The organism is Variovorax sp. 10N432 (assembly GCF_056394465.1).
This window is the reverse complement of the sequence record NZ_JBFTHX010000055.1, coordinates 1-23,064: the sequence shown is the minus strand read 5'-3', so window position 1 is coordinate 23,064 and position 23,064 is coordinate 1. Positions and strand designations below refer to the sequence as shown.

Genomic DNA, 23,064 nt, shown 5'->3' with positions numbered 1-23,064 from the left:
GACAGAGCAAAAACTGCTTTGCAGTTTCTTGGTCTGTCCCGCAAGGTCTCAGACTGTCGCCTGGGCGGTGAGCCGGTAGCCGGCGCCGCGCACGGTCTCGACCATCGGCGCGGCCGCACCGAGCGACTCGCGCAGGCGCTTGACATGCACGTCGACCGTGCGCTCCTCGATGTAGACGTGGTCGCCCCACACCTTGTCGAGCAGCTGGGCCCGGCTGTGGACGCGCTCGGCGTGCTGCATCAGGAAGCCCAGCAGCTTGAACTCGGTCGGCCCGACCTTCAGCGGCGCCCCCTGCCAGGTGACGCGGTGGGTGGCGGTGTCGAGCACCAGCTCGCCGATCTCGACCCGCTCGGCCACCGCCTCGGGCGCCCGCCGGCGCAGCACGGCGCGGATCCGCGCCAGCATTTCCTGGGTCGAGAACGGCTTGGTGATGTAGTCGTCGGCGCCGGCATCGAGCCCCGCCACCTTGTCGGGCTCGTCTCCGCGCGCGGTCAGCATCAGGATCGGAATGGTCTTGGTGCGCGGGTCCTTGCGCCACTGGCGCGCCAGCTGCAGGCCGCTCTGGCCCGGCAGCATCCAGTCGAGCAGCACCAGGTCGGGCAGGAAGGCGTCGATCTCGCGTTGCGCCGCCGCGCCGTCCTCGGCCCAGATCGGCTCGAAGCCGTTGTGGCGCAGGTTGACGGCGATCAGCTCGGCGATCGACGACTCGTCTTCGACGATCAGGATCCTTGGTTTCTTCATGAATTCAATGTCTGCCGGTCACTGCAATGCCGACTCGATGGCTTCCATCGAAGTGTGCCGCACATCGGCGCCCTTGACGATGTAGATGATGAACTCGGCGATGTTCTTGGCGTGGTCGCCGATGCGCTCGATCGCCTTGGCCAGGAACAGCAGGTCGAGGCTGGCGGAGATCTTGCGCGGGTCTTCCATCATGTAGGTGACCAGCTTGCGCACGAAGCCGTCGAACTCCTTGTCGATCAGGTCGTCGTCCTTGAGGATCGACAGCGCCGCCGCAGTGTCCAGGCGCGCGAAGGCGTCGAGCGCCTTGCGCAGCAGGCCGGAGGCCAGGTCGGCGGCGATGCGCAGCTCGGTCGAGGGCAGCGCGCGGGCCGATCCGCTCTCGATGATCGACTTGACCATGCGGGCGATCTTGTTGGCTTCGTCGCCCACGCGCTCGAGGTTGGCGGTGGTCTTCGAGATCGCGATGAGCAGGCGCAGGTCGCGCGCGGTCGGCTGGCGGCGGGCGATGATCGACGACAGCTCGCGGTCGATCTCGATCTCCATCGCGTTCACGCGGTGCTCGGTCTCGGCGACCCGCTCGGCCGCCTCGGCGTCGAATTCCTGCAGCGCGTAGACCGCCTGGTGGATCTGGGCCTCGACCATGCCGCCGAGCTCCATCACGCGCGACGAAACCGTGTTGAGTTCGCTGTCGAACTGGCTGGAAAGATGCTTCTCGGTCATGTCGTCCCCTTAGCCGAAACGGCCTGTGATGTAGTCCTCGGTCTCCTTGCGCTTCGGCTTGAAGAACAGTTCCTCGGTGGCGCCGAACTCGATCAGGTCGCCCAGGTACATGTAGGCGGTGTAGTCGCTGCAGCGCGCTGCCTGCTGCATGTTGTGGGTCACGATGACCACGGTGTACTCGCTTTTGAGCTCGGCGATCAACTCCTCGATTTTCGCCGTGGAGATCGGGTCGAGTGCCGAGCAGGGTTCATCGAGCAACAGCACCTCGGGCTTGATCGCGATGCCGCGGGCGATGCACAGGCGCTGCTGCTGCCCGCCCGAGAGGCCGGAGCCGCTTTGCTGGAGCTTGTCGCGCACCTCGGTCCACAGGGCCGCCTTCTTGAGCGCCCACTCGACCCGGTCGTCCATCTCCGACGCGCTGAGCGTCTCGAACAGCTTCACGCCGAAGGCGATGTTGTCGTAGATCGACATCGGGAACGGCGTCGGCTTCTGGAACACCATGCCGACCTTGGCGCGGATCAGCGCGACGTCCTGCTTGGATGTCAGCAGGTTCTCGCCGTCGAGCGCGATGGTGCCCTCGGCGCGCTGCTCGGGATAGAGCTCGAACATGCGGTTGAAGGTGCGCAGCAGGGTCGACTTGCCGCAGCCCGACGGGCCGATGAAAGCCGTGACCTTGTTCTCGGGAATCTCGAGGTTGATGCCCTTGAGCGCGTGGAACTTGCCGTAGTAGAAGTTCAGGTCCTTGACCGAGATCTTCGAGCGCGTCGGCTGTGCGAGGGTGGTGGTAGGCATGGTTTTTCTTAGAGCTTGTTGCGCGTGAGGACCCGCGCGAGGATGTTGAGCGCCAGCACCGCGACGGTGATCAGGAACACGCCGGCCCAGGCCAGCTGCTGCCAGTTCTCGTACGGGCTCATCGCGAACTTGAAGATGGTCACCGGAAGGCTGGCCATCGGCTGCGTCACGTCGGAGGTCCAGAACTGGTTGCTGAGCGCGGTGAAGAGCAGCGGCGCGGTCTCGCCGGCGATGCGCGCCACGGCCAGCAGGATGCCTGTCACCACGCCGGCGCGGGCCGCGCGCAGCGTGATGCTGAGGATCACCTTCCACTTCGGCGTGCCGAGCGCATAGGCCGCTTCGCGCAGGCCCGGCGGCACCAGCTGCAGCATGTTCTCGGTGGTGCGGATCACGACCGGGATCACGATCAGCGCCAGCGACAGCGCGCCGGCCAGGCCCGAGAAGGACTTGAAGTAGGCCACCACCACGGCGTAGACGAACAGGCCGATCACGATCGACGGCGCCGACAGCAGGATGTCGTTGACGAAGCGCACGATGGTCGACAGCCAGCCCTTGGGGTTGTACTCGGCCAGGTAGATGCCGGCCATGATGCCGATCGGCGTGCCGACGAAGGTCGCCATCAGCACCATCACCAGCGAGCCGAAGATCGCGTTGGCGATGCCGCCGGCCTCGTTCGGCGGCGGTGTCATTTCGGTCAGCGTGCTCAGGGCCAGGCCGCCGACGCCCAGGCGCAGCGTTTCCCAGAGGATCCACACCAGCCAGAAGACGCCGAAGGCCATCGCCGCCAGCGACAGGGTCAGGGCGACGAAGTTGATCCGCTTGCGGCCGGCGAAGCGCGCCGCGCGCGTCTCCTCCAGCGTCTTGGCGTTCAGGAGGCGTTCCGCAGTGGTCATGATTTGGTGCCCTCGCTCTTCTTCATCTGCGCCAGCAGCAGCTTGGACAGCGACAGCACCACGAAGGTGATGAAGAACAGCACCAGGCCGAGGTACATCAGCGAAGCCTGGTGCAGCCCGGCGCCGGCTTCGGCGAACTCGTTGGCCAGCACCGAGGTGATGCTGTTGGCGGGCTCGAAGACCGACAGGGAGTTGAGCTGGTTGGTGTTGCCGATCACGAAGGTGACCGCCATCGTCTCGCCCAGCGCCCGGCCGAGGCCGAGCATGATGCCGCCGATGACGCCGGCCTTGGTATAGGGCAGCACCACCTTGGAGACCACTTCCCAGGTGGTGGAGCCGAGGCCGTAGGCCGACTCCTTGAGCAGCGGCGGCGTGACCTCGAAGACGTCGCGCATCACCGAGGCGATGAACGGGATGATCATGATCGCCAGGATGATGCCGGCCGACAGGATGCCGATCCCGACCGGCGGCCCCGAGACCAGCGCGCCCAGGTATGGCACGCCCTCGAAAAGCTTCTGCAGCGGCTGCTGCACATAGGTCGACAGGATCGGGCCGAACACCAGCAAGCCCCACATGCCGTAGACGATCGACGGCACCGCGGCCAGCAGTTCGATCGCCGTGCCGAGCGGCCGCTTGAGCCAGGCCGGCGACATTTCGGTCAGGAACAGCGCGATGCCGAAGCTCACCGGCACCGCGATCAGCAGCGCGATCAGCGAGGTCGCCAGCGTGCCGTAGATCATCACCAGGCCGCCGTACTGGTCCTGCACCGGATCCCAGACGCTGCTGGTGAGGAAGCCGAGGCCGAACTTCGCGATCGCGGGCCAGGCGCCGTACAGCAGCGACAGCAGGATGCCGATCAGCATCGCCAGGGTCAGCAGAGCGGCGCCCTTGGCGGCCCAGCCGAACAGGCGGTCGGTGGCGGGGCCGCTGCGCGGCCGCTTGGCCGGCGGCGGAGTGACTTTGGCACGGGCGCGCTCGGCCGGGAGGTCGAGCGGGCCGGCGCCGGCGGGGAATGTGGATGACACAGGTCGCTCCGAAGCCGGCGCACGATCAAGCGGAGTGCTCATGCGCGCCGGGGGGTGGTCTTACTTGATCGCGACGGGCTTGCCCGACGCGTCCTTGATGTCACCCCAGGCGGTGGCGATCGCGCCCTTCACCTTGTCGGGCATCGGCACGTAGTCCAGGTCGCCGGCGGTCTTGTCGCCGTTCTTGTAGGCCCAGTCGAAGAACTTGAGCGTGGTGGTGGCCTGGGCCGGCTTTTCCTGCGACTTGTGCATCAGGATGAAGGTCGCGCCGGTGATCGGCCACGAATCCTTGCCCTGCTGGTCGGTCAGCACCTGGTAGAAGGTCTTCGACCAGTCGGCGCCCGCGGCCGCCGCCTTGAAGGCGTCGTCGTCCGGCGAGACGAAGTGGCCGGCCGCGTTCTGCATCTGCGCGTAGGTCATCTTGTTCTGCTTGACGTAGGCGTATTCGACGTAGCCGATCGAGTTCGGCAGCCGGTTCACGAAGGCCGCGACGCCTTCGTTGCCCTTGCCGCCGGCGCCCGTGGGCCAGTTCACGGCCGTGCCGTCGCCGACCTTGGCCTTCCAGTCCGGGTTGACCTTGCTCAGGTAGTTGGTGAACAGGAAGGTAGTGCCCGAACCGTCGGCGCGGCGCACCGGGGCGATCGTGGCGTCGGGCAGGTTCAGCGAGGGGTTCAGCGCCTTGATGGCGGCATCGTTCCACTTGGTGATCTTGCCGAGGTAGATGTCGCCCAGGACCGGGCCGCTGAGCTTGAGTTCGCCCGGCTTGATGCCCTGGATGTTGACCACCGGGATCACGCCGCCGATGACAGTCGGGAACTGCATCAGGCCCTTGGCCTTGAGTTCGTCGTCGGACAGCGGCATGTCGGAAGCGCCGAAGTCCACCGTCTTGGCATCGATCTGCTTGATGCCGGCGCCCGAGCCGACCGACTGGTAGTTGATCTTGGCGCCGGTGGCCTTGTTGAAATCGGCGGCCCACTTGGAATAGAGCGGCGCCGGGAAGCTGGCGCCGGCGCCGGTGGCCTCCTGGGCGAAGGCCGGGATATGGGCGATGGCGGCGGCGATCATGCCGGCGGCTGCAAATTTGAACGTCGTTTTCATGGTGCTTCCTTTGAGCTGCAAGTGAACCCCCTTGGAGGGCTTGGCAGCGACTCTAGAAAGCTTGTGTGACAGCGTCGTGACACCCTCCCACAGAGGGAAAATCGCCTTTGGCGACACGTATCCATGTGTCGCTGTCACAGATTCGTCACACAGCCCGCCTAGCCTCGGAACCCCGCCGGGCTACGATCAGGCCCCGACCTCTCCACCTCATCATGAAAAACGGAACCCGCCTCGCCGCGGTCGATCTCGGCTCGAACAGCTACCGGCTCGAGATCGGCCAGGTCGACCATGGCCAGATCCACCGCACCGAATACCTCAAGGAGACCGTGCGCCAGGGCAACGGCCTGGACGACGCGCGCAACCTGACGCCCGAGGCGATGCAGCGCGGCTGGGATGCCCTGGCCCGGTTCGGCGAACGCCTGGCCGGCTTCGACCGCTCCCAGGTCCGTGCGGTCGCCACCCAGACCCTGCGCGAGGCCCGCAACCGGGACGAATTCCTGTTGCGCGCGCGCACCGTGCTCGGTTTCGGCATCGACGTCATCACGGGGCGCGAAGAGGCCCGGCTGATCTACCAGGGCGTCGCCCACACCCTGCCCCACACCGACGCCAGCGACCGCGAACGCCGCCTGGTGGTCGACATCGGCGGCCGCTCGACCGAGATGATCATCGGCCAGGCGCACGAGGCCGAAGTCATGGAGTCGTACCGGGTCGGCAGCGTCGCCTGGTCGATGAAGCATTTCCCGCAGGGCCTGTTCACCCCGGCGGCCTTCCAGGCCGCGGAAGTGGCGGCCAAGGCCGTGCTCGACGACGCGCTGGGCACCTATTTTCCCGACCGCTGGGACGTGGTGTATGGCGCCTCGGGCACCATCGGTGCCGTCGGCGACGTGCTGGCCGCGGCCGGCTACGAGCCGGGCCTGGTCACCCGCGAAGGCCTCGACTGGCTGGTCGACCGGCTGCTGCGGGCCGGCAGCGCCGATCGGCTGCGCATCGATGCCATGCGCGAAGACCGCAAGCCGGTGATCGGCGGCGGCGTCAGCGTGCTGCGGGCGGTGTTCGACCTGCTCGAGATCGAGGAGATGCGGGTCGCCCAGGGGGCCTTGCGCCATGGCGTGCTGTACGAACTGCTGGAGCGCGACGACGTCGTCGCCGACCTGCGCACCGCCACCGTGGCCCGGCTCGCGGCCCGCTTCCCGGTCGACCGGGCCCAGGTCAAGCGGGTGGGCGAGACCGCGGCCTCCCTGTATGTGCAGCTGAACCCCGCGGCGCGCGGCGGCAGCACCACCAGCCGGGCCGGCCGGGCGCTGCGCAAGCTCGGCTGGGCCGCGCAACTGCACGAGATCGGGGCCCAGATCTCCCACAGCGAATACCACAAGCACGGCGCCTACATCCTGGACAACGCCGACGCACCCGGCTTCGCCGTCAACGAGATGCATGCCTTGAGCCAGCTGGTGCTCGGGCATCGCGGCAAGCTGCGCAAGCTCGAAAGCGCACTCGACGACGAGGCTTTCGTCTCGCAGCTGATCGCCTTGCGGCTGGCCGTGATCCTGTGCCACGCGCGCCGCGACCCGGACCTGCAGGGGCTGACGCTGGAGCGTCCCGAGGGGCGGCGCTTCATCGTCGGCTGCCGTCCCGGCTGGTCGGCGCTGTTCCCGCAGTCCGCCCACCTGCTGCGCGAGGAAGTCCTGGCCTGGCAGAAGACGCCGTGGCGGGTGGAGCTCTCGGGCTCCTGAGGCGGCTACAAGAGTTCGGGCGCCTGGACGGTCACCACCACGGTCTGGACGTCGCCGTCGCGCTCGCGCGTGCGAATCCACCAGACCGCCCCCTTGCGCACCGGGCAGCTGTCCTGCTGAAGCCCCAGCAGCAGCGAGATCGCCTGCCCCAGCGAAGGCTGGTGGCCGACCAGCAGCACCACCGACTTGCCGTTCGGCCAGCCGGCGGCCGCCAGCAGCGCATCGGGGGTGGTGTCGGGGGCGAGCTCGGTGCGCATCTTGAACTTGCGCCCGAGCGCCAGGGCGGTCTGCTCGCAGCGCCGCGCCGGGCTGCAGATGATCCGGGTGCCCTCGGGCAGCTGGCGATCGAGCCAGGCGGCCATGCGCTTGGCCTGCTTCTCGCCGCGCGCGGTCAGCGAGCGCTGCATGTCGTCGCAGCCTTCCACCCAGTCGTCCGCCTCGGCGTGGCGCCAGAAAATGAGGTCCATGGTTCAGTCCCGTGATGCGGCGCGACTGCGTCCGCGCGATGCGTAGCGGTTCATGAGCGCGGTCTGGGCGCCATGGGCCTCGATGGCCCGCGAGGCGCCCTCCTCGCCCGGATGGGTATCTTCGTAGACCCGATGGTAGGCGCCGTCGGCGCCCAGGTCCCAGGCATCGCGGCCGTCGTGAAGGTAGGCCACCAGGCACTCGTCGATCAGCCGCTGGCGCAGCACCGGATCGGTCACCGGCCAGGCCAGTTCGATACGCCGCAGCATGTTGCGGTTCATCCAGTCGGCGCTCGACAGGTAGAGCGACTCGTCCTGGCCCTGGCGGAAATAGAACACCCGCGAATGCTCCAGGAACCGGCCGATCACCGAGCGCACCCGGATGTTGTCGGTCAGCCCCGGCACCTGCGCCGGCAAGGTGCAGGCGCCGCGCACGATGAGGTCGATCCTGGTGCCTTGCTGGCCCGCGCGGACCAGCGCGGCGATCAATGCCTCGTCGGTCAGTGCGTTCATCTTGGCGACGATGCGCGTGGCTTCGCCGGCTGCGGACGCCGCGCCGAGCGCATCGATGCGGGCGATCAGGTTGCGATGCAGGTCGAAAGGCGCCAGCCACATCCGATGGAGCTTCGGCAGCCGGCTCTGGCTGGCCATGTGGACGAACACCGCCTCCATGTCGGCGGTCAGCAGCGGGTCGGCCGTGAGATGGCTGATGTCGGTGTAGAGCGCGGCGGTGCGCGGGTTGTAGTTGCCGGTCGACAGATGGCCGTAGCGCTGCATCTTCTTGCCCTCGCGGCGGGTCACGAGCAGCATCTTGGCGTGGGTCTTGAGGCCGACCACGCCGTAGACCACCTGGGCACCGATCGACTCGAGCATCTCGGCCCAGTTGATGTTGGCCTCTTCGTCGAAGCGCGCCTTGAGCTCGACCACCACGGTCACCTCCTTGCCGCGGCGAACGGCCTCGCGCAGCAGGTCCATGAGCTCGGAGTCGGTGCCGGTACGGTAGATGGTCTGCTTGATCGCCAGCACCTGCGGGTCCTGCACCGACTCGCGCAAGAAGGCCAGCACGCCGCCGAAACTCTCGAAGGGCTGGTGGATCAGCACGTCGCCGCGCTGCAGCCGGTCGAAGAAGGACTGGCCCGGCGACAGCGTGATCGGATAGGAGGCCTGGTACGGCGGGAAGCGCAGCTGCGGCTCCTCGAGCAGGTCGATGAGCTGGGTCAGGCGTGCCAGGTTCACCGGCCCGTGGACCCGGTAGAGCGCCGGCGCCGGCAGGTTGAACTGTGCCAGCAGGAAGCTCGCCAGCGCCTCGGCGCAGCTGGCCGAGACCTCCAGCCGCACGGCCTGGCCGTAGTGGCGATGCTGCAGCCCCTGGCGCAGCGCGGTGCGCAGGTTGCGCACGTCCTCTTCGTCGACCGCGAGATCGGAATGCCGCGTCACGCGGAACTGCGAGAACTCGCCGACCTCGCGGCCCGGGAACATGCTCGACAGGTGGGCCCGCACCACGCTCGACAGCGCGATGAAGAGCGTCTTGCCGCCCGACAGCTTGGCCGGCAGCCGGATCACCCGCGGCAGCACGCGCGGCACCTTGAGGATGGCGATCGGGTTCTCGCGGCCGAAGGCGTCCTTGCCGCCGAGCCGGACGATGAAGTTGAGCGACTTGTTGGCGACCTGCGGGAACGGATGGGCCGGATCGAGGCCGACCGGGATCAGCAGCGGGCGCACCTCGCGCTCGAAGTACTCGTGCACCCATTTGCGCTGGGCCGGGTTGCGCTCGCCGTGCGAGATGATGTGGATGCCCTGCGCCGCGAAGGCCGGGATCAGGGCTTCGTTGTAGAGCCCGTACTGGCGCCCCACCAGCGAATGCGCCGCCGCGGCCAGCCGCTCGAAGCTCTCGACCGTGTAGTTGCCTTTCTGCTCGCCGGCGACGCCGGCCGCCAGATGCGGCGCGGCCCGGACCTCGAAGAATTCGTCGAGATTCGAAGAAACGATGCACAGATAGCGCAGCCGTTCGATCAACGGCACTTCGGCGCGGTAGGCCCAATCGAGCACGCGCTCGTTGAAGGCCAGGATGGCATGGTCCCGATCGAGCAGGGTCAGGGCGGGTTCGGCGATGGCGGGCGTGGTGTCGAGAGTGGCAGGCGACATGAAGAAGGATTCTGTAACAACCGCCGCAGAAATGCTAAGTGGTCGCAGCTTGCCAGTGTCGAGTCCGAACATGACAATTTTGTGACTGTCACATGACAAGTTTCCGCGGCGCCGGCGCTGCTCACCGGCCCTGGAAATGACGCTTGTAGCGCGCCGGCAGATCGTCGATGCGCATCAGCATTGGCAGGTCGGCGGTGTTGAAATCAGGATCCCAGGCCGGCGGGCCGAGCACCTTGGCGCCGAGGCGCAGGTAACCCTTGATGAGCGCCGGCGGCTCGACGTCGAGTGCGCCGTCCAGGCGCTGCACCGGCAGCGGCAGGCGCGGCTGTACCTGGTACTGGATCGGCGCCATGTGGGTGGCCGAGAGCTGACGCCAGATGCTGGCCGCGGCATCGCCGCTGGTCACGCCGTGATGCCACATCGGGATGCTGGCGCAGCCGATCATCGTGTCCAGCTTGTTGCGGCTCATGAAGCCCGCCAGGGCACCCCAGAGCGCCAGGATCACGCCGCCCTGACGATGCTCGGCATGGACGCAGCTGCGGCCCAGCTCGACCATGCGCTCGCGCAGGTCGCGCAGCCGGGTCAGGTCGAACTCGATGTCGCTGTAGGTGCTGCCGACACGCCGGGCCTGGGCCGGCGTCAGCACCCGGTAGGTGCCGATCACCTGGCCGCTGGCGTCGTCGCGCACCAGCAGGTGCTCGCAAAAGTCGTCGAACAGGTCGATGTCATGGCCGGCGACGGGCGTCGTCAGCCGCGCGCCCATTTCGCCGGCGAACACCGCATAGCGCAGCCGCTGGGCGGCACGGACCTCGTCCTGGTGGCGGGCCCAGCTGACGCTGATGGCGGCGGCGCTGTCGGCGGCCACGGGTCGGGCGCGGGGCACGGCAATTGCATCGGCAGGGCGTGCCGGTTCCGGCGCGGGCCACAAGGCGCCGCGCAGACCCAGCTGCGAAAACGGGAAGGTGGGCGTGGGCAGTTCTTTCATGGGGACCCTTTCTGCGAAGGCAGTCTCGGCATCCGCGGTGAAACAAGCATGTCCGTTCGAAGGCAATTCGATGACGGCCGGCGCTGCCGGCCGCTTCAGCGTTTAATCCGCAAATTCGTTCCAATGGAGAGCCGATGGCCACCGAAGCAAGAATCGAAGTCGAGACCCGCCGCCACCAGATGTTTCCGGTCCTGAGCGCGCAGGACATCGGGCGCATCCGGCGCTTCGGCAGCGTGCGGCGCTATGCGCGCGGCGACTGCCTGTTCCGGGCCGGCGAGCCCGGGCCCGGGATGTTCGTCGTGCTCGAAGGCGTGGTGGCGATCACGCAGCGCGACGGCCTCGGCCACGTGGTGCCGATCGAACACCAGGGCCCGGGGCATTTCCTGGCCGAGATCGCCCAGCTGTCGGGGCGTCCCGCCCTGGTCGATGGCCACGCCGAAGCAGACGTCGAGACCCTGTTGGTGCCCCCGGACCAGTTGCGGGCGCTGATCATCGCCGAGGCCGACCTGGGCGAGCGGCTGGTGCGCGCGATGATCCTGCGCCGGGTCGCGCTGATCGAGTCCGGCGCCAGCGGGCCGGTGCTGATCGGGCCGCCGCAATCGGCCGGCGTGCTGCGGCTGCAGAACTTCCTGGGCCGCAACGGCTATCCGTACCACGTGGTCGATGTGACCCAGGACGCCGACGCGGCCGCGCTGCTCGAGCAATACGGAGAAGCCGAACTGCTGGCCGTCTGCCCCGACGGCAGCGTGATGCCCAACCCGACCGAGCACGCGCTGGCCCGCTGCCTCGGCATGGTCGACAGCATCGACCACGACGACCTGTTCGACGTGCTGGTGGTCGGCGCGGGACCGGCCGGGCTCGCCACCGCGGTCTACGCCGCCTCCGAAGGCCTGCGCGTGATCGTGGTCGACTGCCGCTCCTTCGGCGGCCAGGCCGGCGCCAGTGCCCGGATCGAAAACTACCTCGGCTTCCCGACCGGCATCTCGGGCGGCGCGCTGGCCGGGCGCGCCTATGTGCAGGCGCAGAAGTTCGGCGTCGAGATGCTGATCCCGGCCCAGGTCGAATCGCTCGATTGCAGCGCCGCCGAAACGCGCGGCGAAGTCTCGGTCCACCTGGCCGATGGCAGGCGGCTGAGGTCGAAGACCCTGGTGATCGCGAGCGGCGCGCGCTACCGTCGGCCCGAGGTACCGCGGCTGGCCGATTTCGAGGGCCGGGGGATCTGGTACTGGGCGTCGGCACTCGAAGCCAAGCTCTGCGCCAAGCAGGAGGTCGCGCTGGTCGGCGGCGGCAACTCGGCCGGCCAGGCGGCGGTGTTCCTGTCGCAGCATGCGGCCAAGGTCAACGTGCTGGTGCGCGGGCCTTCGCTGGCCGCCACCATGTCGCGCTACCTGATCGATCGCATCGAGGCCAGCGACAACATCGAGCTGCACCCGCACACCGAGCTGGTGGCGCTCCATGGCGAGCCGGCCAGCGGCCTGAACGGCGCCACTTGGCGCGACCGCCGCAACGGCCTGCAGGAAGACTGCCCGGCGCGCAACATCTTCCTATTCATCGGCGCCCTGCCCGAGACCGACTGGCTCCAGGGCTGCGGCGTGGCGCTCGACAAGCACGGCTTCGTGCTCACGGGCCAGGTGGCGCGCGGCGGCTTTCCGGCCAAGACCGCGGCGGCACTCGAATCGAGCGTTCCGGGCGTGTTCGCGGTCGGCGACGTGCGCTCGGGCTCGGTCAAGCGGGTCGGCGGCGCCATCGGCGAAGGCGCCGCTGTGGTCGCCCTGATCCATCAGCATCTGGCTGCCGCAGCCGCGACGGCGGCCTGACGCGGCCGACGACAAAGGAGTCCCCGCGATGTCCGTCTACCCCYGCTCCCACGTGCCGAACGTCATCGTGCCGCCGTCGTCGGCCGGCTGCGAGGAATGCCTTGCGCTCGGCGACGGCTGGGTCCACCTGCGGCTGTGCGTCCACTGCGGCCACGTGGGCTGCTGCGATTCGTCGAAGAACCAGCACGCGACGCGGCACTTCCACGCCACCGGGCATGCCGTCGTCGCGTCGCTGGAGCCGGACGAGGACTGGATGTGGTGCTATGCGCATGGGAGCCAGGTCGGGTAGGCGAACCCGGGGCGCGGCCGGCAAGAAATCCCGGCCGGGGCTATGCTGGCCGGCTTTTCATCCCGACGCAACAATGACCCAAGCCCCCATCGACGTCTATTCCTGGGCCACGCCCAACGGCCACAAGGTCCACATCATGCTGGAGGAGTGCGGCCTCCCCTACCGCGCGCACCCGATCCACATCGGCAAGGGCGACCAGTTCGACCCCGGTTTCCTGAAGATCAGCCCGAACAACAAGATTCCAGCCATCACCGATCCCCTCGGACCCGACGGCCAGCCGATCTCGCTCTTCGAGTCCGGTGCGATCCTGGTCTATCTGGCCGGCAAGACCGGCAAGTTTTTGCCGACGGGCGACCGCGAGCGCTACGAAGTGCTTCAGTGGCTGATGTTCCAGATGGGGGGTGTGGGCCCGATGCTTGGCCAGGCCCATCATTTCCGTCTCTATGCGCCCGAGAAGATCGGCTATGCGATCGAGCGCTACAGCAACGAGGCCAAGCGGCTCTACGGCGTGATCGACAAGCAGCTGTCGAGCCACCCGTTCATCGCCGGCGACAGCTATTCGATCGCCGACATCGCGATCTTCCCGTGGCTGCGCAGCTGGGAGAACCAGGGCATCGTGCTGGCCGACTACCCGCACCTGAAGAAGTGGTTCGAGGGCATCGCCGCCCGGCCCGCGGTGCAGCGCGGCGTCAAGGTGCTGGCCGACCTGCGGCAGCCGCTCACGGGCGACAAGGAACGCGAAATCCTGTTCGGCAGCACGCAGTATCAGCGTCATTGAGGCGCGCTGCCCGGCCTGGCCCCGATTCCCGGGTTAGAATCGAAGGCTCGTCGGGGTGTAGCGCAGCCTGGTAGCGCATCTGGTTTGGGACCAGAGGGTCGAAGGTTCGAATCCTTTCGCCCCGACCATCAAGAAAGTAGACGCCTGCACGGACTTCGGTTCTTGCAGGCGTTTTGCCTTTCGCGGCTCGCGCGCCGGCAGTCAGTGCGCCGGCTTGCCCCTGTGGATGTAGTCCTTGTCGGTCGCCAGCACCCAGAGGGCCAGGACGACGACAGCGACGCCCGTGACCACGGCGGTCATCTTGGGGTCGCGCACCGAGGCGAAGCCGAGCGCCCACGGAGAGATGACCATCCAGAGCCCAAGAGCGCCTTCGGTCCATTCTTCCCATGCGCGGGGAACGAAGGTGGCGCCCAGCGCCGTGGCGCCCAGCAAGATGCCTACGGCCACCGCGTTCATGGATGGCGTGGCCTGGTCCTGGAAGCCCACGACCCAGGGCGACAGAATCAACCAGACACCGAGCGCCGCGTTCAGCGGATCCTGCCAGTGCTTGACGTGCTTCATGGCTTTAACCTCCTGTCGTCGCATGATCGCGGCGACCCTCGTTCGACTTCAACGACGCCTCGATGGTTCAGTTCCTTGCCAAGACCACCCGGGCCTGGATCCGCCCGTCGACCGCGCCGCTGCCGAAGCGCGCTTCCAGGGCCTGTGCACAGGCGCTGGTGGCGCTCGCCAATCCATCCGCCGAGCGTGCTTCGATCTCGTTGCGCAGCGGTGTGCCCTGGCAGTAGGCAAGCGCCACCGCCTGGGCCGAGGGGCCGCGGCTGCGCGCCGTCACGGTCTCGCTCAACGGTGCCGTTTCGAATCCCGCCGCGGCCAGGTCCCGCGCGATCAGTTCGCGGTCGAAATAGCCGTGCGGCGTGCGCGCCATGAAACGTGGGGGATCGTCGGGATAGAGCACGGCGAGCGCGGCGGTGATCACGTCCGCGAATTCGTTCTCCTCGATGCGGTCCCAGGCGTTGAACAGCAGCGCGCCACCGGGCCGAAGCACGCGCCGCGCCTCGGCGAAGGCGGCCGCCTTGTCGGGAAAGAACATGACGCCGAACTGGCAGACCACCAGGTCGAACCTCGCCGCCTCGAACGGCAGCTGCATGGCATCGGCCGGCTGCCACGTCACCGGCCGCGCGGTGCCGACGGCCGCCGCGCGCGCCAGCATCGGCGGGTTCAGGTCGGTGGCCACCAGCTCGACCTGCGGCGAGAGCGTCCTTGCGAGCGCGCGGGTGACGACGCCCGTCCCGGCCGCCGTCTCGAGCACGCGGCCCGGCGCCAGCGCCTCCGCCCGGCGCGCGAGGTCGAGCGCATAGGGTTCGAAGATCAGGGGCACCAGGTGCGTGTCGTAGAGCTCGGGAATCGAGCCCGCGAACTTCGCGTCGGAACCGGGTGTGTCCATGAAGGCCTCCTGCCTGTGGCGTTCGTGCCGCCCGCCAGTATCACCGGCCACCTCGCCGCCGCCAACGCCCGCGGCCACCGTAGAATCGCGGTCTCGCACCCGCTGCCCCCGGCATGCCCGGTCGCGGCTTTTCAGTTTCTCTGCGCGGCGGTAGCTCAACCGGATAGAGCACCAGCCTTCTAAGCTGGGGGTTACGGGTTCGATTCCTGTCCGCCGCGCCATTGCACGTGATTCCCGCCCAGGAGACATCGATGCTGCAGCAATCCCCCTTGTACGCCTACATCCCCGCCAGCGACATGGCTCGCGCGCGCCGCTTCTACGAAGAGAAACTGGGCTTCACGCCCGCGGCCGAAATCGCGGGCGGCGTGCACTACGCGTTCGCCGGCGGCACCGGATGCTTTCTCTATCCGACCCCCAACGCAGGCACCTCGCAGGCCAGCCAGGCCTTCTGGCAGGTGGCGGACATCGAGCGCGAGGTGGCCGAGCTGAAGGCGCGCGGCGTGGTCTTCGAGACCTACGGCATGCCGGGCCAGGACGCCAGCGGCATCGTGACCCAGGGCGGCGCCAGGGCCGCGTGGTTCAAGGACAGCGAAGGCAACATCATGGCGGTGATCCAGAGCCTCTGACGGCGCTGTCGGACTTGGTCTGTCCCGCAAGCCCTGGTCAGTTGAGGACAGAGCAAAAACTGCTGCGCAGTTTCTTGGTCTGTCCCGCAAGCATCCTAGTCAGTTGAGGACAGAGCAAAAACCGCTGTGCAGTTTCTTGATCTGTCCCGCAAGCATCTCAGATGCGCAGCAGGAAGCCGCTGCGCAATGCCAGCCACTCGACCTCGCCGGCGGGCAGGGCCGGGGCCGAGGGCGCCTCGGCCGCGAACAGCATCCGCTCTTCTTCCAGCAGCCAGCCCTGGCGCAGCACCCGCAGCCCGCAGCCGCCGAGGTCGATGCGCTCGCCCAGGGCGATCGGCATGTCTTGCACCGACAGGACCCACCGCACCGGCCCGGGCGCCGACGACAGCAACAAGGCCCGATGCCGCTCGTCGCCGCCGTCGACGTCGATCAGCGCCCATTCGTTGCGGGCGCCCCCGACCAGATAGCCATTGACCAGCACGCCGGCACGACGCACGGTCACCCGCAGCACGCGCGGCGACAGGGACATGACCAGGCCGTCCTCCAGTTCGCAGCGGCCGTGGCCCTCGCCCTCCGGGTCGATGCGGGCGATCTCGGCGTAGGCGGGCTCGTCCGGGTTCACGGCACGCAGCCCGTCCGCCGCCAAGGCACGGCGCGGCATGACCAGCGGGATCTGCGGCAACCCGCGGGCGTGCGCCAGGCAAGCCTCGGCACTGCCGAAGGCCGCCAATTGCTGCAGCACGCGGCGCTGCACGTTCATGAGCCGCAGCCCGCGGGCCGGATCGAGGGCCTCGACCGGCCGCAACCAGAAATGCTCGACCGTTTCGCGGCCGTCGGGGCGGGCCTGCTGCCCGTCCGGCGCCAGCGCGACGAAGAAGCGGGTGTCGAAGCGCCGCGGCATGCCCGGCGGCGTGAGCCAGTGGGCGAAGTAGGCCAGCCGATCGACCGCCAGTCGCCAGCCGCGCTCGGCGCACAACCCGCGCAGCGAGGCCGCGCCCTCCTCCGCGGTGGCCCGCAGCGCCGCGACTTCGGCATCGGAGAGCACGTCGAGGGCGACCGGGCGGCCCTCGGCCTCGCTGGCGAACAGCAGGCCGGCCTCTTCGAAACACTCGCGGATCGCCGCCACGTAGAAATCGAGGCCTCCCGCCGGCAACGCCAGGCGGCGGCTCGCCGCGACATCGTCGAGCGCGTCGCAACAGCCATGGAGCAGGCGGTCCTGGGGGTCTACACCGCCACCGGGGAAGACGCTGGCGCCGCTGTTCTGGTCGCCCTCCTTCTCGGCGCGGCGCAGCATCAGCACCTCGAGGCCGGCGGCGCCATCGCGCAGGACGATCAGCGTGGCCGCGAAACGGATCGGGCGCCTGGGCGCCAACGGGGGAGAGTGAGAAGCTGGGTTCATTCGAGGTCGGCTGCGGTTTTACCAGCTTCGCGCCTCGTCTGTAGGGGGGAGGAAGCAAGCCGCCGATTGCGCCACACTCCCGCGCGTCGACGGAGGTTTTACTTGGTCAAGAAGATTCAGCTCAATGACGAACAATGGCGCACGCTGCAAGCCCTGCACGAGGCCCATACGCGGCGCTCGCCGACCGAGGCAATCAGCGTGTCGGAGCGCCTGCTGTCGAACGGGCTGGTCGGCTGCGACCGGCAAGGCGGCAAGTTCCTGACCGAACAGGGTCGCGAACGCCTGAACCAGGGTCGCTGAGACCGCGATCGCCGGGTCGCCGGCTCATTCAGCCAGCCGCAGGCCCTGGCGGTCGACGCTGTCGACGATCTCGCGCAGCGAATTGCGGCCCAGCCGCGAGAGCGCGAACAGCTTGCGGGCCGGCAGCCGGACCAGGTCGCGGACCGTGTTGAGTTCGTTGACGCGCAGCAGGTTGGTGGTTCGGTCGCACAGCCGAAGGACGGCGATGTCGGCGTCGAGAATCGGGTCGGGCGTGGCGGCGTGGGTGGGATGGCGTGGATGCATGGCGAAGCCTCCTGAGAACGATGACTGGAACTTGCACAGTTCATGCCAGGCCTGGGACACCCGCCTTTCAGGGATTTTCACTGGAGAATCAACCGTTTCGACCGAATAGAGAACATTCGAATTGTTCTTTTTTCAGACGGTTGACTTTTTTTCATACAGGGTTTTCCAGAACCTTCGCCTCAACCCAGGCGCTCGCCGACGAAGTCGAGGAAGCACGTGATCCGCGCCGACAGTTGCGTGTTGCGGTAGTAGACCGCGTTGATCGGCTGGCGCACCTCGACGGTGTCGCGCGCCAGCAGTTGCACCAGATCGCCCCGGGCGCAATCGGCTGCGGTCATGAAGTCGGCCAGGCAGACGATGCCCGCCCCGGCGAGCGCGAGTTGGCGCAGCGTCTCGCCGCTCGATGCCGTGAGCGCCGGCGTGATCGGCCATTCGTCGCCATGCGGCCCGCGCAGCGGCCAGCGGTTGAGCGACTCGGGCTGCGTGAAGCCCAGCACCGTGTGGCGGGCGAGTCCCCCCACGTTCTTCGGTCGGCCTTGCTCGGCGATGTATTTCGGGCTCGCCAGCACCCGCAGCCGGCTGGTGGCGAGCGGGCGCGCATGCAGCGTCGAATCGCGCAGCGCGCCGATGCGGATCGCGATGTCGGTGCGACGCTCAAGCAGGTCGATGTTGAGTTCGTCGCTGTCGAGTTCGAGCTCGATCTGCGGATAGGCCATGCGGAACGCCGGCACCAGCGGCACGATGGCATGCAGCATGAACGGCGACGCCGCATTGACCCGCAGCCGCCCGGCGGGCTGCTGGCGCCGCGCCGCCATCTGCTCCTCGGCCTCGTCGATCGCGATCAGGATCGCCCGCGCCCGCGCCAGGAAGGCCCGCCCCTCCTCGGTGAGTTCGAGCCGGCGCGTGGTCCGGCGCAGCAGCGTGGTGGCCAGCTTGCGCTCGAGCCGGCCGAGCGCGCGGCTGATGCCCGAGACCGTCTGGCCAAGCTGGTCGGCAGCCGCGGTGATGGAGCCGCCATCGACCACCGCGACAAAGGCCTGCAACTCCTCGACAGTGGTTTTCACAGTTTTCCTATTGTTGATTTCAAGTCAAATAAATTGTGCTTCCAACCCTCTTATTCTGCAAAGGTCAAGCCGCCACACTCGCACCCCTGATTCCAAGGAGTGCATTCATGCCCATTGCTTTGCTGGCGCTGACGATCAGCGCCTTCGCCATCGGGACGACCGAATTCGTGATCGTCGGCCTGATCCCCACCATCGCGGCCGACCTTCAGATCGGCCTGCCCTCCGCCGGGCTGCTGGTCAGCCTCTACGCGCTGGGTGTCGCCATTGGCGCGCCGGTGCTCACCGCGCTGACCGGCAAGCTGCCGCGCAAGGCCTTGCTGCTCGGCCTGATGGCGCTCTTCACGCTCGGCAACCTGCTGGCCTGGAAGGCGCCGGGCTACGAGACGCTGATCGCCGCGCGCATCCTGACCGGGCTCGCCCACGGCGTGTTCTTCTCGATCGGCTCGACCATCGCCACCGGCCTGGTGCCGAAGGAAAAGGCCGCCAGCGCGATCGCCATCATGTTCACCGGCCTGACGGTGGCGCTGGTCACCGGCGTGCCGCTGGGCACCTTCATCGGCCAGCACTTCGGCTGGCGCGAGACCTTTCTCGCCGTCGCTGCGCTCGGCGTGATCGCCTTCATCGGCAGTGCTCTGTTCGTACCGAACGACATCCGCCACCGGCCGCCCGCCTCGCTGGGGCAGCAACTCCGCGTGCTGGCCGAGCCGCGCCTGCTGCTGGTCTATGCCAAGACCGCGATCGGCTACGGGGGCTCGTTCATTCCCTTCACCTTCCTGGCACCGATCCTCACCGAGGTGTCGGGCTTCAGCCCCGGCGCCGTCGGCGGCGTGATGCTGGTGTATGGGCTCTCAGTGGCCGCCGGCAACCTGTGGGGCGGCAAGCTGGCCGACCGGCTGGGGCCGGTGCCGGCGCTCAAGATCATCTTCGCCCTGCTGGCGGCGGTGCTGCTGACGCTGAGCTTCACGGCGCCGCACAAGTGGCTCGCCCTCGCCACCGTGCTGATGTGGGGTGCCGTGGCCTTCGGCAACGTGCCCGGCCTGCAGGTCTACGTGGTGCAGCAAGCCGAGCGCCACGCGCCGGAGGCGGTGGACGTCGCCTCGGGCCTCAACATCGCGGCCTTCAACCTCGGCATCGCCGGCGCTGCCTGGGCCGGTGGCCTGGTGGTCACGCACCTGGGACTGGTCCATACGGGCTGGATCGGCGCGCTGGTGGTGCTGGTCGCGCTGACGCTCACGGCCTGGAGCGGTCGGCTCGACCGCGCCCGCCCGGCCACGCCCTCCCTCGATTTCCGTCAACCAAGGACCACCTCATGATCCACACCCTCCCTCTCTTCGGCCTCGGCACCTTCCGCCTGCAGGGCCAGTCCGCCATCGATTCGGTCGCGACCGGCCTGGAACTCGGCTACCGTGCCATCGACACGGCCCAGATCTACGGCAACGAGGCCGAGGTCGGGCAAGCCATCGCCGCCAGCGGCGTGGCGCGCGACGCGCTGTTCCTGACCACCAAGATCTGGACCGACAACTACGCGGCCGACAAGCTGGTCCCGAGCCTGAAGGACAGCCTTGCCAAGCTGCGCACCGACCGCGCGGACCTGGTGCTGATCCATTGGCCGTCGCCCGGAGGTGCCGTGCCGGTGGCCGAGTTCATGGGCGCACTGGCTGACGCCAAGGCGCAGGGCCTCGCGAAGCAGATCGGCGTGTCGAACTTCAATATCGAACTGATGCGGCAAGCCATCGCGGCGGTCGGCGCCAGCGAGATCGCGACCCACCAGATCGAGTTGCATCCCTACCTGCAGAACCGCAAGGCGGTGGCTTTCGCCCTCGGGCAGGGCATCCCGATCACGTCCTACATGACGCTGGGCTACGGCGCGGTGCTGAAGGACCCGGTGATAGGCGAAATCGCGGCGGCGCGGCAGGCGACTCCGGCCCAGGTCACGCTGGCCTGGGCCATGCAATTGGGGTACGCGGTGATCCCGTCGTCGACCCGGCGCGCCAACCTGGAAAGCAACTTGCTGGCGCGCGAACTGCGCCTCAGCGAATCCGAGATGGCGCGGATCGCCGCGCTGGACCGCAACGGCCGGCTGACCAGTCCCGAGGGCCTCGCGCCGGCCTGGGACTGAATCACAGGGCCTGGACTTCGAGCGCGTTGTCGACCGCGCTCACGCCCTGCACGCCGCCGGCCAGTTCGCCCGCCCGCGCCTTGGCGGCCGCACTGGGGGCGTGGCCCGCCAGATGCACGACGCCAGCGCGGGTCTCGACCTCGATCCGGCCCGCGTTCAGCGCCGGATCCTTGGCCAGGGCCCGGGTCACCGATGCGGTGATGGCGGCGTCGTCGACGGTGCCCACGGCTGCGTTGCCGGCGTTCTTGATCGCGCTTCCGACCGCCGCGGCGTCCTGCCTGACCTCCGGCGAGGTGATGAAGGCGCGGGTCTTGTCGCGCGCCAACTCTGCCATTTCGGCCGCCTTGTTGCCCGCGGCGGCCGCCGCCTTCTCCGCTTGACCGACGGTGTCCGCGCGCTTGCCTGTCGAATCTCCGGCCCGCTCCGTGCACGCGATCAGCCCAAGAACGCAACTCGCCGCTGCCAGGCCGCTGATCCACCTCTTGCTCATCGAAGACTCTCCTATTCACGGTTGGCGCGAGAGCCGACCCGACGGCTTCTCGCGTCCGCGAATTGTGTTAGGAGTGCCTGTAATAGCGCGGCGGACGGGGCCTCAATTCGCTGTAGGCTGAATACGAATCTATTAATCCCGCATGATGAAATCAGTTGACAGAATGTTGCCTGCGCTTACATGCATTTTCCGGCGGATAACAGGCAGTTGTCGCCGAATTCGTCACTGGCCAATACGGTTGTAACAGCGCCCAAGCAGTTAATACACATAACGAAAAGAATTGAAAGAATACTTGCCGCGTAGGACCCTTCCCACGTACAAACCGGCATTCGTCTTAATTTCGAGGTCTTTTTGTTGAAAACATTAGATAAAAGTTCTCTACTGCTTCTTATCGCAGCGGGGACATTGGCAGGTTGTGGGGGTGGGGGTAGCAGCGGTGGACTGGGTGTCGCCGCGCCGGGCGGGATCGACAAAGTCGAGTCCGCATCCACTGTGGATGGAACCGGCACGTTGATCGCCGATGCGAGCGCTTCGGTGGCCACGCCGACCGGCAAACAGGGTGCCGTACTTGCTGCGGTCACGGTCGCCGCCTACCCGGCTCCGGCCGGCCAGGTGTCGGCCCACGTCGCCAACGAGGGCGAGGTCTTCACAGTGCCGACCGACTCGATCGTGCGCTTCGGCAAGGGAACGAACTGGTCTATCAGTCCCGTGCCCGGGAACCAGCCCGTCTATTGCGGCGCAACAATTTTCGGTGAGCCTGGCGTTGCCGCGCCCCGTGTCTGCGAAACGTTGACGGCAGGAACGCCGGCTCCGGCTCCGGCTCCGGCTCCCACTCCGGCTCCGGCCCCGGCTCCGGCTCCAGCCCCGGCTCCAGCAGGCCAAGTCGCGACATTCGTCGCGAACGAGGGCCAAGTTTTCACGCTGCCGACCAACGCGATCGTGCGCTTCGGCAAGGGAACGAACTGGTCTATCAGTCCCGTGCCAGGGAACCAGCCCGTCTATTGCGGTGCAACAATCTTTGGTGAGCCTGGCGTTGCCTCGCCCCGTGTCTGCGAATCGTTGACGGCAGGAACGCCGGCTCCGGCTCCGGCTCCGGCACCCGCACCGGCACCGGCACCGGCACCGGCGGCTCCGGCTCCGGCCCCGGCCCCGGCCCCGGCCCCGGCCCCGGCTCCGGCTCCGGCTCCGGCTCCGGCAGGCCAAGTCGCGACTTTCGTCGCGAACGAGGGCCAGGTTTTCACGCTGCCGACCAACGCGATCGTGCGCTTCGGCAAGGGAACGAACTGGTCTATCAGTCCCGTGCCCGGGAACCAGCCCGTCTATTGCGGTGCAACAATCTTCGGTGAGCCTGGCGTTGCCGCGCCCCGTGTCTGCGAATCGTTGACGGCAGGAACGCCGGCTCCGGCTCCCGCTCCCGCTCCGGCTCCGGCTCCGGCACCTGCTCCGGCACCAGCACCCGCCCCCATCTCGGGCGACGTCGTGGATTCGTCGATGAACGTCATCGCCACGTCCTATCGGGCCATGGCGGCCCAGATGAGCAAGGAYGCCGGCATCGCCTAYCGCTACGGCCCCGCCGCCGGGGTCGCTGCCGTCGACAACACYGGCRTTCCKACGCTWTWCGCSCAYGATCCGGCCAATCCCCTCRACATCCCGGGCCGCGGCACCCTGGCCGGCACCTGGCAGATCGGTGGTGCGCCGACGGCCGACGCCGGCCTCTATTCCACCAGCKCGGCCAACCTCACCTATGTCGCCGACGATCCGTCGCAGCGCATGGGCGTCACCGATCTGCAGATAACCGGCTACCAGTACAACACCTTCGCCCAGACGCCCCAGCTCAGCTGGACCGTGGGCGGGACGGCCGCCGGCCTCATGGACAGC

24 protein-coding genes and 2 tRNA genes are annotated in these 23,064 nt (G+C 68.0%); 11 read left to right on the top strand and 15 right to left on the bottom strand.

What is annotated here, in order from left to right; all coding sequences use genetic code 11:
* Positions 1-48 precede the first annotated feature (48 nt).
* Genes phoB through pstS form a run of 6 tightly spaced genes read right to left on the bottom strand, consistent with a single transcriptional unit; the run spans position 49 to position 5,269 of the window.
* Positions 49-741: a phosphate regulon transcriptional regulator PhoB gene (gene phoB / locus AC1DF3_RS33710; RefSeq protein WP_286532102.1), complete on the bottom strand. Its 693-nt coding sequence runs from the start codon at positions 739-741 to the stop codon at positions 49-51.
* Positions 742-759: 18 nt separating this feature from the next.
* Positions 760-1,461: a phosphate signaling complex protein PhoU gene (gene phoU / locus AC1DF3_RS33705; protein WP_286528690.1), complete on the bottom strand. Its 702-nt coding sequence runs from the start codon at positions 1,459-1,461 to the stop codon at positions 760-762.
* Positions 1,462-1,470: 9 nt separating this feature from the next.
* Positions 1,471-2,253: a phosphate ABC transporter ATP-binding protein PstB gene (gene pstB, locus AC1DF3_RS33700; protein ID WP_286508990.1), complete on the bottom strand. Its 783-nt coding sequence runs from the start codon at positions 2,251-2,253 to the stop codon at positions 1,471-1,473.
* 8 nt (positions 2,254-2,261) lie between these two features.
* Entirely contained in the window at positions 2,262-3,146 is an 885-nt protein-coding gene (pstA, locus tag AC1DF3_RS33695) for a phosphate ABC transporter permease PstA (protein WP_286532104.1), read from the bottom strand.
* Complete coding sequence (gene pstC, locus AC1DF3_RS33690) at positions 3,143-4,213, bottom strand: phosphate ABC transporter permease subunit PstC (RefSeq protein ID WP_286532106.1); 1,071 nt, start codon at positions 4,211-4,213, stop codon at positions 3,143-3,145. Before pstC ends, pstA begins: the two co-directional genes overlap by 4 nt.
* An 18-nt stretch (positions 4,214-4,231) precedes the next feature.
* On the bottom strand, positions 4,232-5,269 hold the full coding sequence (gene pstS, locus AC1DF3_RS33685; protein WP_478142354.1) for a phosphate ABC transporter substrate-binding protein PstS: 1,038 nt from the start codon (positions 5,267-5,269) through the stop codon (positions 4,232-4,234).
* A 212-nt stretch (positions 5,270-5,481) separates the two neighbouring features.
* Between pstS and AC1DF3_RS33680 the strand changes: the two genes are divergently transcribed.
* Complete coding sequence (locus tag AC1DF3_RS33680; RefSeq protein WP_478142353.1) at positions 5,482-6,999, top strand: Ppx/GppA phosphatase family protein; 1,518 nt, start codon at positions 5,482-5,484, stop codon at positions 6,997-6,999.
* A gap of 5 nt (positions 7,000-7,004) precedes the next feature.
* On the opposite strand, the gene AC1DF3_RS33675 is transcribed toward AC1DF3_RS33680, so the two are convergent.
* From AC1DF3_RS33675 to AC1DF3_RS33665, 3 genes are all read right to left on the bottom strand, one after another.
* Complete coding sequence (locus AC1DF3_RS33675) at positions 7,005-7,466, bottom strand: SixA phosphatase family protein (RefSeq protein ID WP_286532113.1); 462 nt, start codon at positions 7,464-7,466, stop codon at positions 7,005-7,007.
* A gap of 3 nt (positions 7,467-7,469) precedes the next feature.
* Positions 7,470-9,608, bottom strand: coding sequence for a polyphosphate kinase 1 (ppk1, locus tag AC1DF3_RS33670; protein WP_286532114.1), 2,139 nt, complete (start codon positions 9,606-9,608; stop codon positions 7,470-7,472).
* A gap of 121 nt (positions 9,609-9,729) precedes the next feature.
* The gene (locus AC1DF3_RS33665) at positions 9,730-10,593 is read right to left on the bottom strand and encodes a GNAT family N-acetyltransferase (protein ID WP_478142352.1); all 864 of its coding nucleotides are present in this window, start codon (positions 10,591-10,593) and stop codon (positions 9,730-9,732) included.
* Between the two features lie 134 nt (positions 10,594-10,727).
* Here AC1DF3_RS33665 and AC1DF3_RS33660 point away from each other — a divergent pair, with 134 nt between their 5' ends.
* From AC1DF3_RS33660 to AC1DF3_RS33645, 4 genes are all read left to right on the top strand, one after another.
* Positions 10,728-12,410: an FAD-dependent oxidoreductase gene (locus AC1DF3_RS33660; RefSeq protein ID WP_286532116.1), complete on the top strand. Its 1,683-nt coding sequence runs from the start codon at positions 10,728-10,730 to the stop codon at positions 12,408-12,410.
* A 28-nt stretch (positions 12,411-12,438) separates the two neighbouring features.
* Positions 12,439-12,699 (top strand): UBP-type zinc finger domain-containing protein, encoded by a 261-nt coding sequence (locus tag AC1DF3_RS33655; protein WP_478142351.1) that lies wholly within the window; start codon positions 12,439-12,441, stop codon positions 12,697-12,699.
* A 73-nt stretch (positions 12,700-12,772) separates the two neighbouring features.
* Positions 12,773-13,477, top strand: a complete 705-nt coding sequence (locus AC1DF3_RS33650; protein ID WP_286532121.1) for a glutathione binding-like protein — start codon at positions 12,773-12,775, stop codon at positions 13,475-13,477.
* Positions 13,478-13,528: 51 nt separating this feature from the next.
* A tRNA-Pro gene (locus tag AC1DF3_RS33645) sits at positions 13,529-13,605 on the top strand.
* A gap of 73 nt (positions 13,606-13,678) precedes the next feature.
* Here the strand turns inward: AC1DF3_RS33645 and AC1DF3_RS33640 are convergent.
* Positions 13,679-14,038, bottom strand: a complete 360-nt coding sequence (locus AC1DF3_RS33640) for an SPW repeat protein (protein WP_286532123.1) — start codon at positions 14,036-14,038, stop codon at positions 13,679-13,681.
* Positions 14,039-14,105: 67 nt separating this feature from the next.
* A complete protein-coding gene (locus tag AC1DF3_RS33635) occupies positions 14,106-14,924 on the bottom strand; it encodes a class I SAM-dependent methyltransferase (RefSeq protein WP_478142350.1) in 819 nt (272 codons plus the stop codon).
* Positions 14,925-15,068: 144 nt separating this feature from the next.
* On the opposite strand from AC1DF3_RS33635, the gene AC1DF3_RS33630 reads away from it, so the two are divergent.
* Positions 15,069-15,145 (top strand) — tRNA-Arg (locus AC1DF3_RS33630).
* 30 nt (positions 15,146-15,175) lie between these two features.
* Positions 15,176-15,550 carry a VOC family protein gene (locus AC1DF3_RS33625; protein ID WP_286532126.1) on the top strand — a complete coding sequence of 125 codons (375 nt, stop codon included), beginning with the start codon at positions 15,176-15,178 and terminating at the stop codon, positions 15,548-15,550.
* 157 nt (positions 15,551-15,707) lie between these two features.
* Here AC1DF3_RS33625 and AC1DF3_RS33620 read toward each other — a convergent pair whose 3' ends face one another.
* Positions 15,708-16,922, bottom strand: coding sequence for an NUDIX hydrolase (locus AC1DF3_RS33620; protein WP_478142349.1), 1,215 nt, complete (start codon positions 16,920-16,922; stop codon positions 15,708-15,710).
* 129 nt (positions 16,923-17,051) lie between these two features.
* On the opposite strand from AC1DF3_RS33620, the gene AC1DF3_RS33615 reads away from it, so the two are divergent.
* A complete protein-coding gene (locus AC1DF3_RS33615; RefSeq protein WP_286523989.1) occupies positions 17,052-17,249 on the top strand; it encodes a hypothetical protein in 198 nt (65 codons plus the stop codon).
* A gap of 24 nt (positions 17,250-17,273) precedes the next feature.
* Here the strand turns inward: AC1DF3_RS33615 and AC1DF3_RS33610 are convergent, their stop codons facing one another.
* Both AC1DF3_RS33610 and AC1DF3_RS33605 read right to left on the bottom strand, forming a co-directional pair.
* A complete protein-coding gene (locus tag AC1DF3_RS33610; RefSeq protein ID WP_286533096.1) occupies positions 17,274-17,513 on the bottom strand; it encodes a DNA-directed RNA polymerase subunit alpha C-terminal domain-containing protein in 240 nt (79 codons plus the stop codon).
* Between the two features lie 179 nt (positions 17,514-17,692).
* A complete protein-coding gene (locus AC1DF3_RS33605; RefSeq protein WP_478142348.1) occupies positions 17,693-18,577 on the bottom strand; it encodes a LysR substrate-binding domain-containing protein in 885 nt (294 codons plus the stop codon).
* 107 nt (positions 18,578-18,684) lie between these two features.
* Between AC1DF3_RS33605 and AC1DF3_RS33600 the strand changes: the two genes are divergently transcribed.
* On the top strand, positions 18,685-19,890 hold the full coding sequence (locus AC1DF3_RS33600) for an MFS transporter (RefSeq protein WP_478142347.1): 1,206 nt from the start codon (positions 18,685-18,687) through the stop codon (positions 19,888-19,890).
* The gene (gene dkgB, locus AC1DF3_RS33595) at positions 19,887-20,696 is read left to right on the top strand and encodes a 2,5-didehydrogluconate reductase DkgB (protein ID WP_478142346.1); all 810 of its coding nucleotides are present in this window, start codon (positions 19,887-19,889) and stop codon (positions 20,694-20,696) included. Before AC1DF3_RS33600 ends, dkgB begins: the two co-directional genes overlap by 4 nt.
* Before the next feature lies 1 nt (position 20,697).
* Here dkgB and AC1DF3_RS33590 read toward each other — a convergent pair whose 3' ends face one another.
* Positions 20,698-21,186 (bottom strand): BON domain-containing protein, encoded by a 489-nt coding sequence (locus AC1DF3_RS33590; protein ID WP_286533092.1) that lies wholly within the window; start codon positions 21,184-21,186, stop codon positions 20,698-20,700.
* Positions 21,187-22,677: 1,491 nt separating this feature from the next.
* Between AC1DF3_RS33590 and AC1DF3_RS33585 the strand changes: the two genes are divergently transcribed.
* On the top strand, positions 22,678-23,064 hold a 387-nt coding region (locus AC1DF3_RS33585; protein ID WP_478142345.1), incomplete at its 3' end, for a hypothetical protein.

Bases quoted from the DNA above. Each gene is read 5' to 3' on its own strand.
- phoB (WP_286532102.1), bottom strand. From the start codon at position 741: ATGAAGAAACCAAGGATCCTGATCGTCGAAGACGAGTCGTCGATCGCC.
- phoU (WP_286528690.1), bottom strand. From the start codon at position 1,461: ATGACCGAGAAGCATCTTTCCAGCCAGTTCGACAGCGAACTCAACACG.
- pstB (WP_286508990.1), bottom strand. From the start codon at position 2,253: ATGCCTACCACCACCCTCGCACAGCCGACGCGCTCGAAGATCTCGGTC.
- pstA (WP_286532104.1), bottom strand. From the start codon at position 3,146: ATGACCACTGCGGAACGCCTCCTGAACGCCAAGACGCTGGAGGAGACG.
- pstC (WP_286532106.1), bottom strand. From the start codon at position 4,213: ATGAGCACTCCGCTTGATCGTGCGCCGGCTTCGGAGCGACCTGTGTCA.
- pstS (WP_478142354.1), bottom strand. From the start codon at position 5,269: ATGAAAACGACGTTCAAATTTGCAGCCGCCGGCATGATCGCCGCCGCC.
- AC1DF3_RS33680 (WP_478142353.1), top strand. From the start codon at position 5,482: ATGAAAAACGGAACCCGCCTCGCCGCGGTCGATCTCGGCTCGAACAGC.
- AC1DF3_RS33675 (WP_286532113.1), bottom strand. From the start codon at position 7,466: ATGGACCTCATTTTCTGGCGCCACGCCGAGGCGGACGACTGGGTGGAA.
- ppk1 (WP_286532114.1), bottom strand. From the start codon at position 9,608: ATGTCGCCTGCCACTCTCGACACCACGCCCGCCATCGCCGAACCCGCC.
- AC1DF3_RS33665 (WP_478142352.1), bottom strand. From the start codon at position 10,593: ATGAAAGAACTGCCCACGCCCACCTTCCCGTTTTCGCAGCTGGGTCTG.
- AC1DF3_RS33660 (WP_286532116.1), top strand. From the start codon at position 10,728: ATGGCCACCGAAGCAAGAATCGAAGTCGAGACCCGCCGCCACCAGATG.
- AC1DF3_RS33650 (WP_286532121.1), top strand. From the start codon at position 12,773: ATGACCCAAGCCCCCATCGACGTCTATTCCTGGGCCACGCCCAACGGC.
- AC1DF3_RS33640 (WP_286532123.1), bottom strand. From the start codon at position 14,038: ATGAAGCACGTCAAGCACTGGCAGGATCCGCTGAACGCGGCGCTCGGT.
- AC1DF3_RS33635 (WP_478142350.1), bottom strand. From the start codon at position 14,924: ATGGACACACCCGGTTCCGACGCGAAGTTCGCGGGCTCGATTCCCGAG.
- AC1DF3_RS33625 (WP_286532126.1), top strand. From the start codon at position 15,176: ATGCTGCAGCAATCCCCCTTGTACGCCTACATCCCCGCCAGCGACATG.
- AC1DF3_RS33610 (WP_286533096.1), bottom strand. From the start codon at position 17,513: ATGCATCCACGCCATCCCACCCACGCCGCCACGCCCGACCCGATTCTC.
- AC1DF3_RS33600 (WP_478142347.1), top strand. From the start codon at position 18,685: ATGCCCATTGCTTTGCTGGCGCTGACGATCAGCGCCTTCGCCATCGGG.
- dkgB (WP_478142346.1), top strand. From the start codon at position 19,887: ATGATCCACACCCTCCCTCTCTTCGGCCTCGGCACCTTCCGCCTGCAG.
- AC1DF3_RS33590 (WP_286533092.1), bottom strand. From the start codon at position 21,186: ATGAGCAAGAGGTGGATCAGCGGCCTGGCAGCGGCGAGTTGCGTTCTT.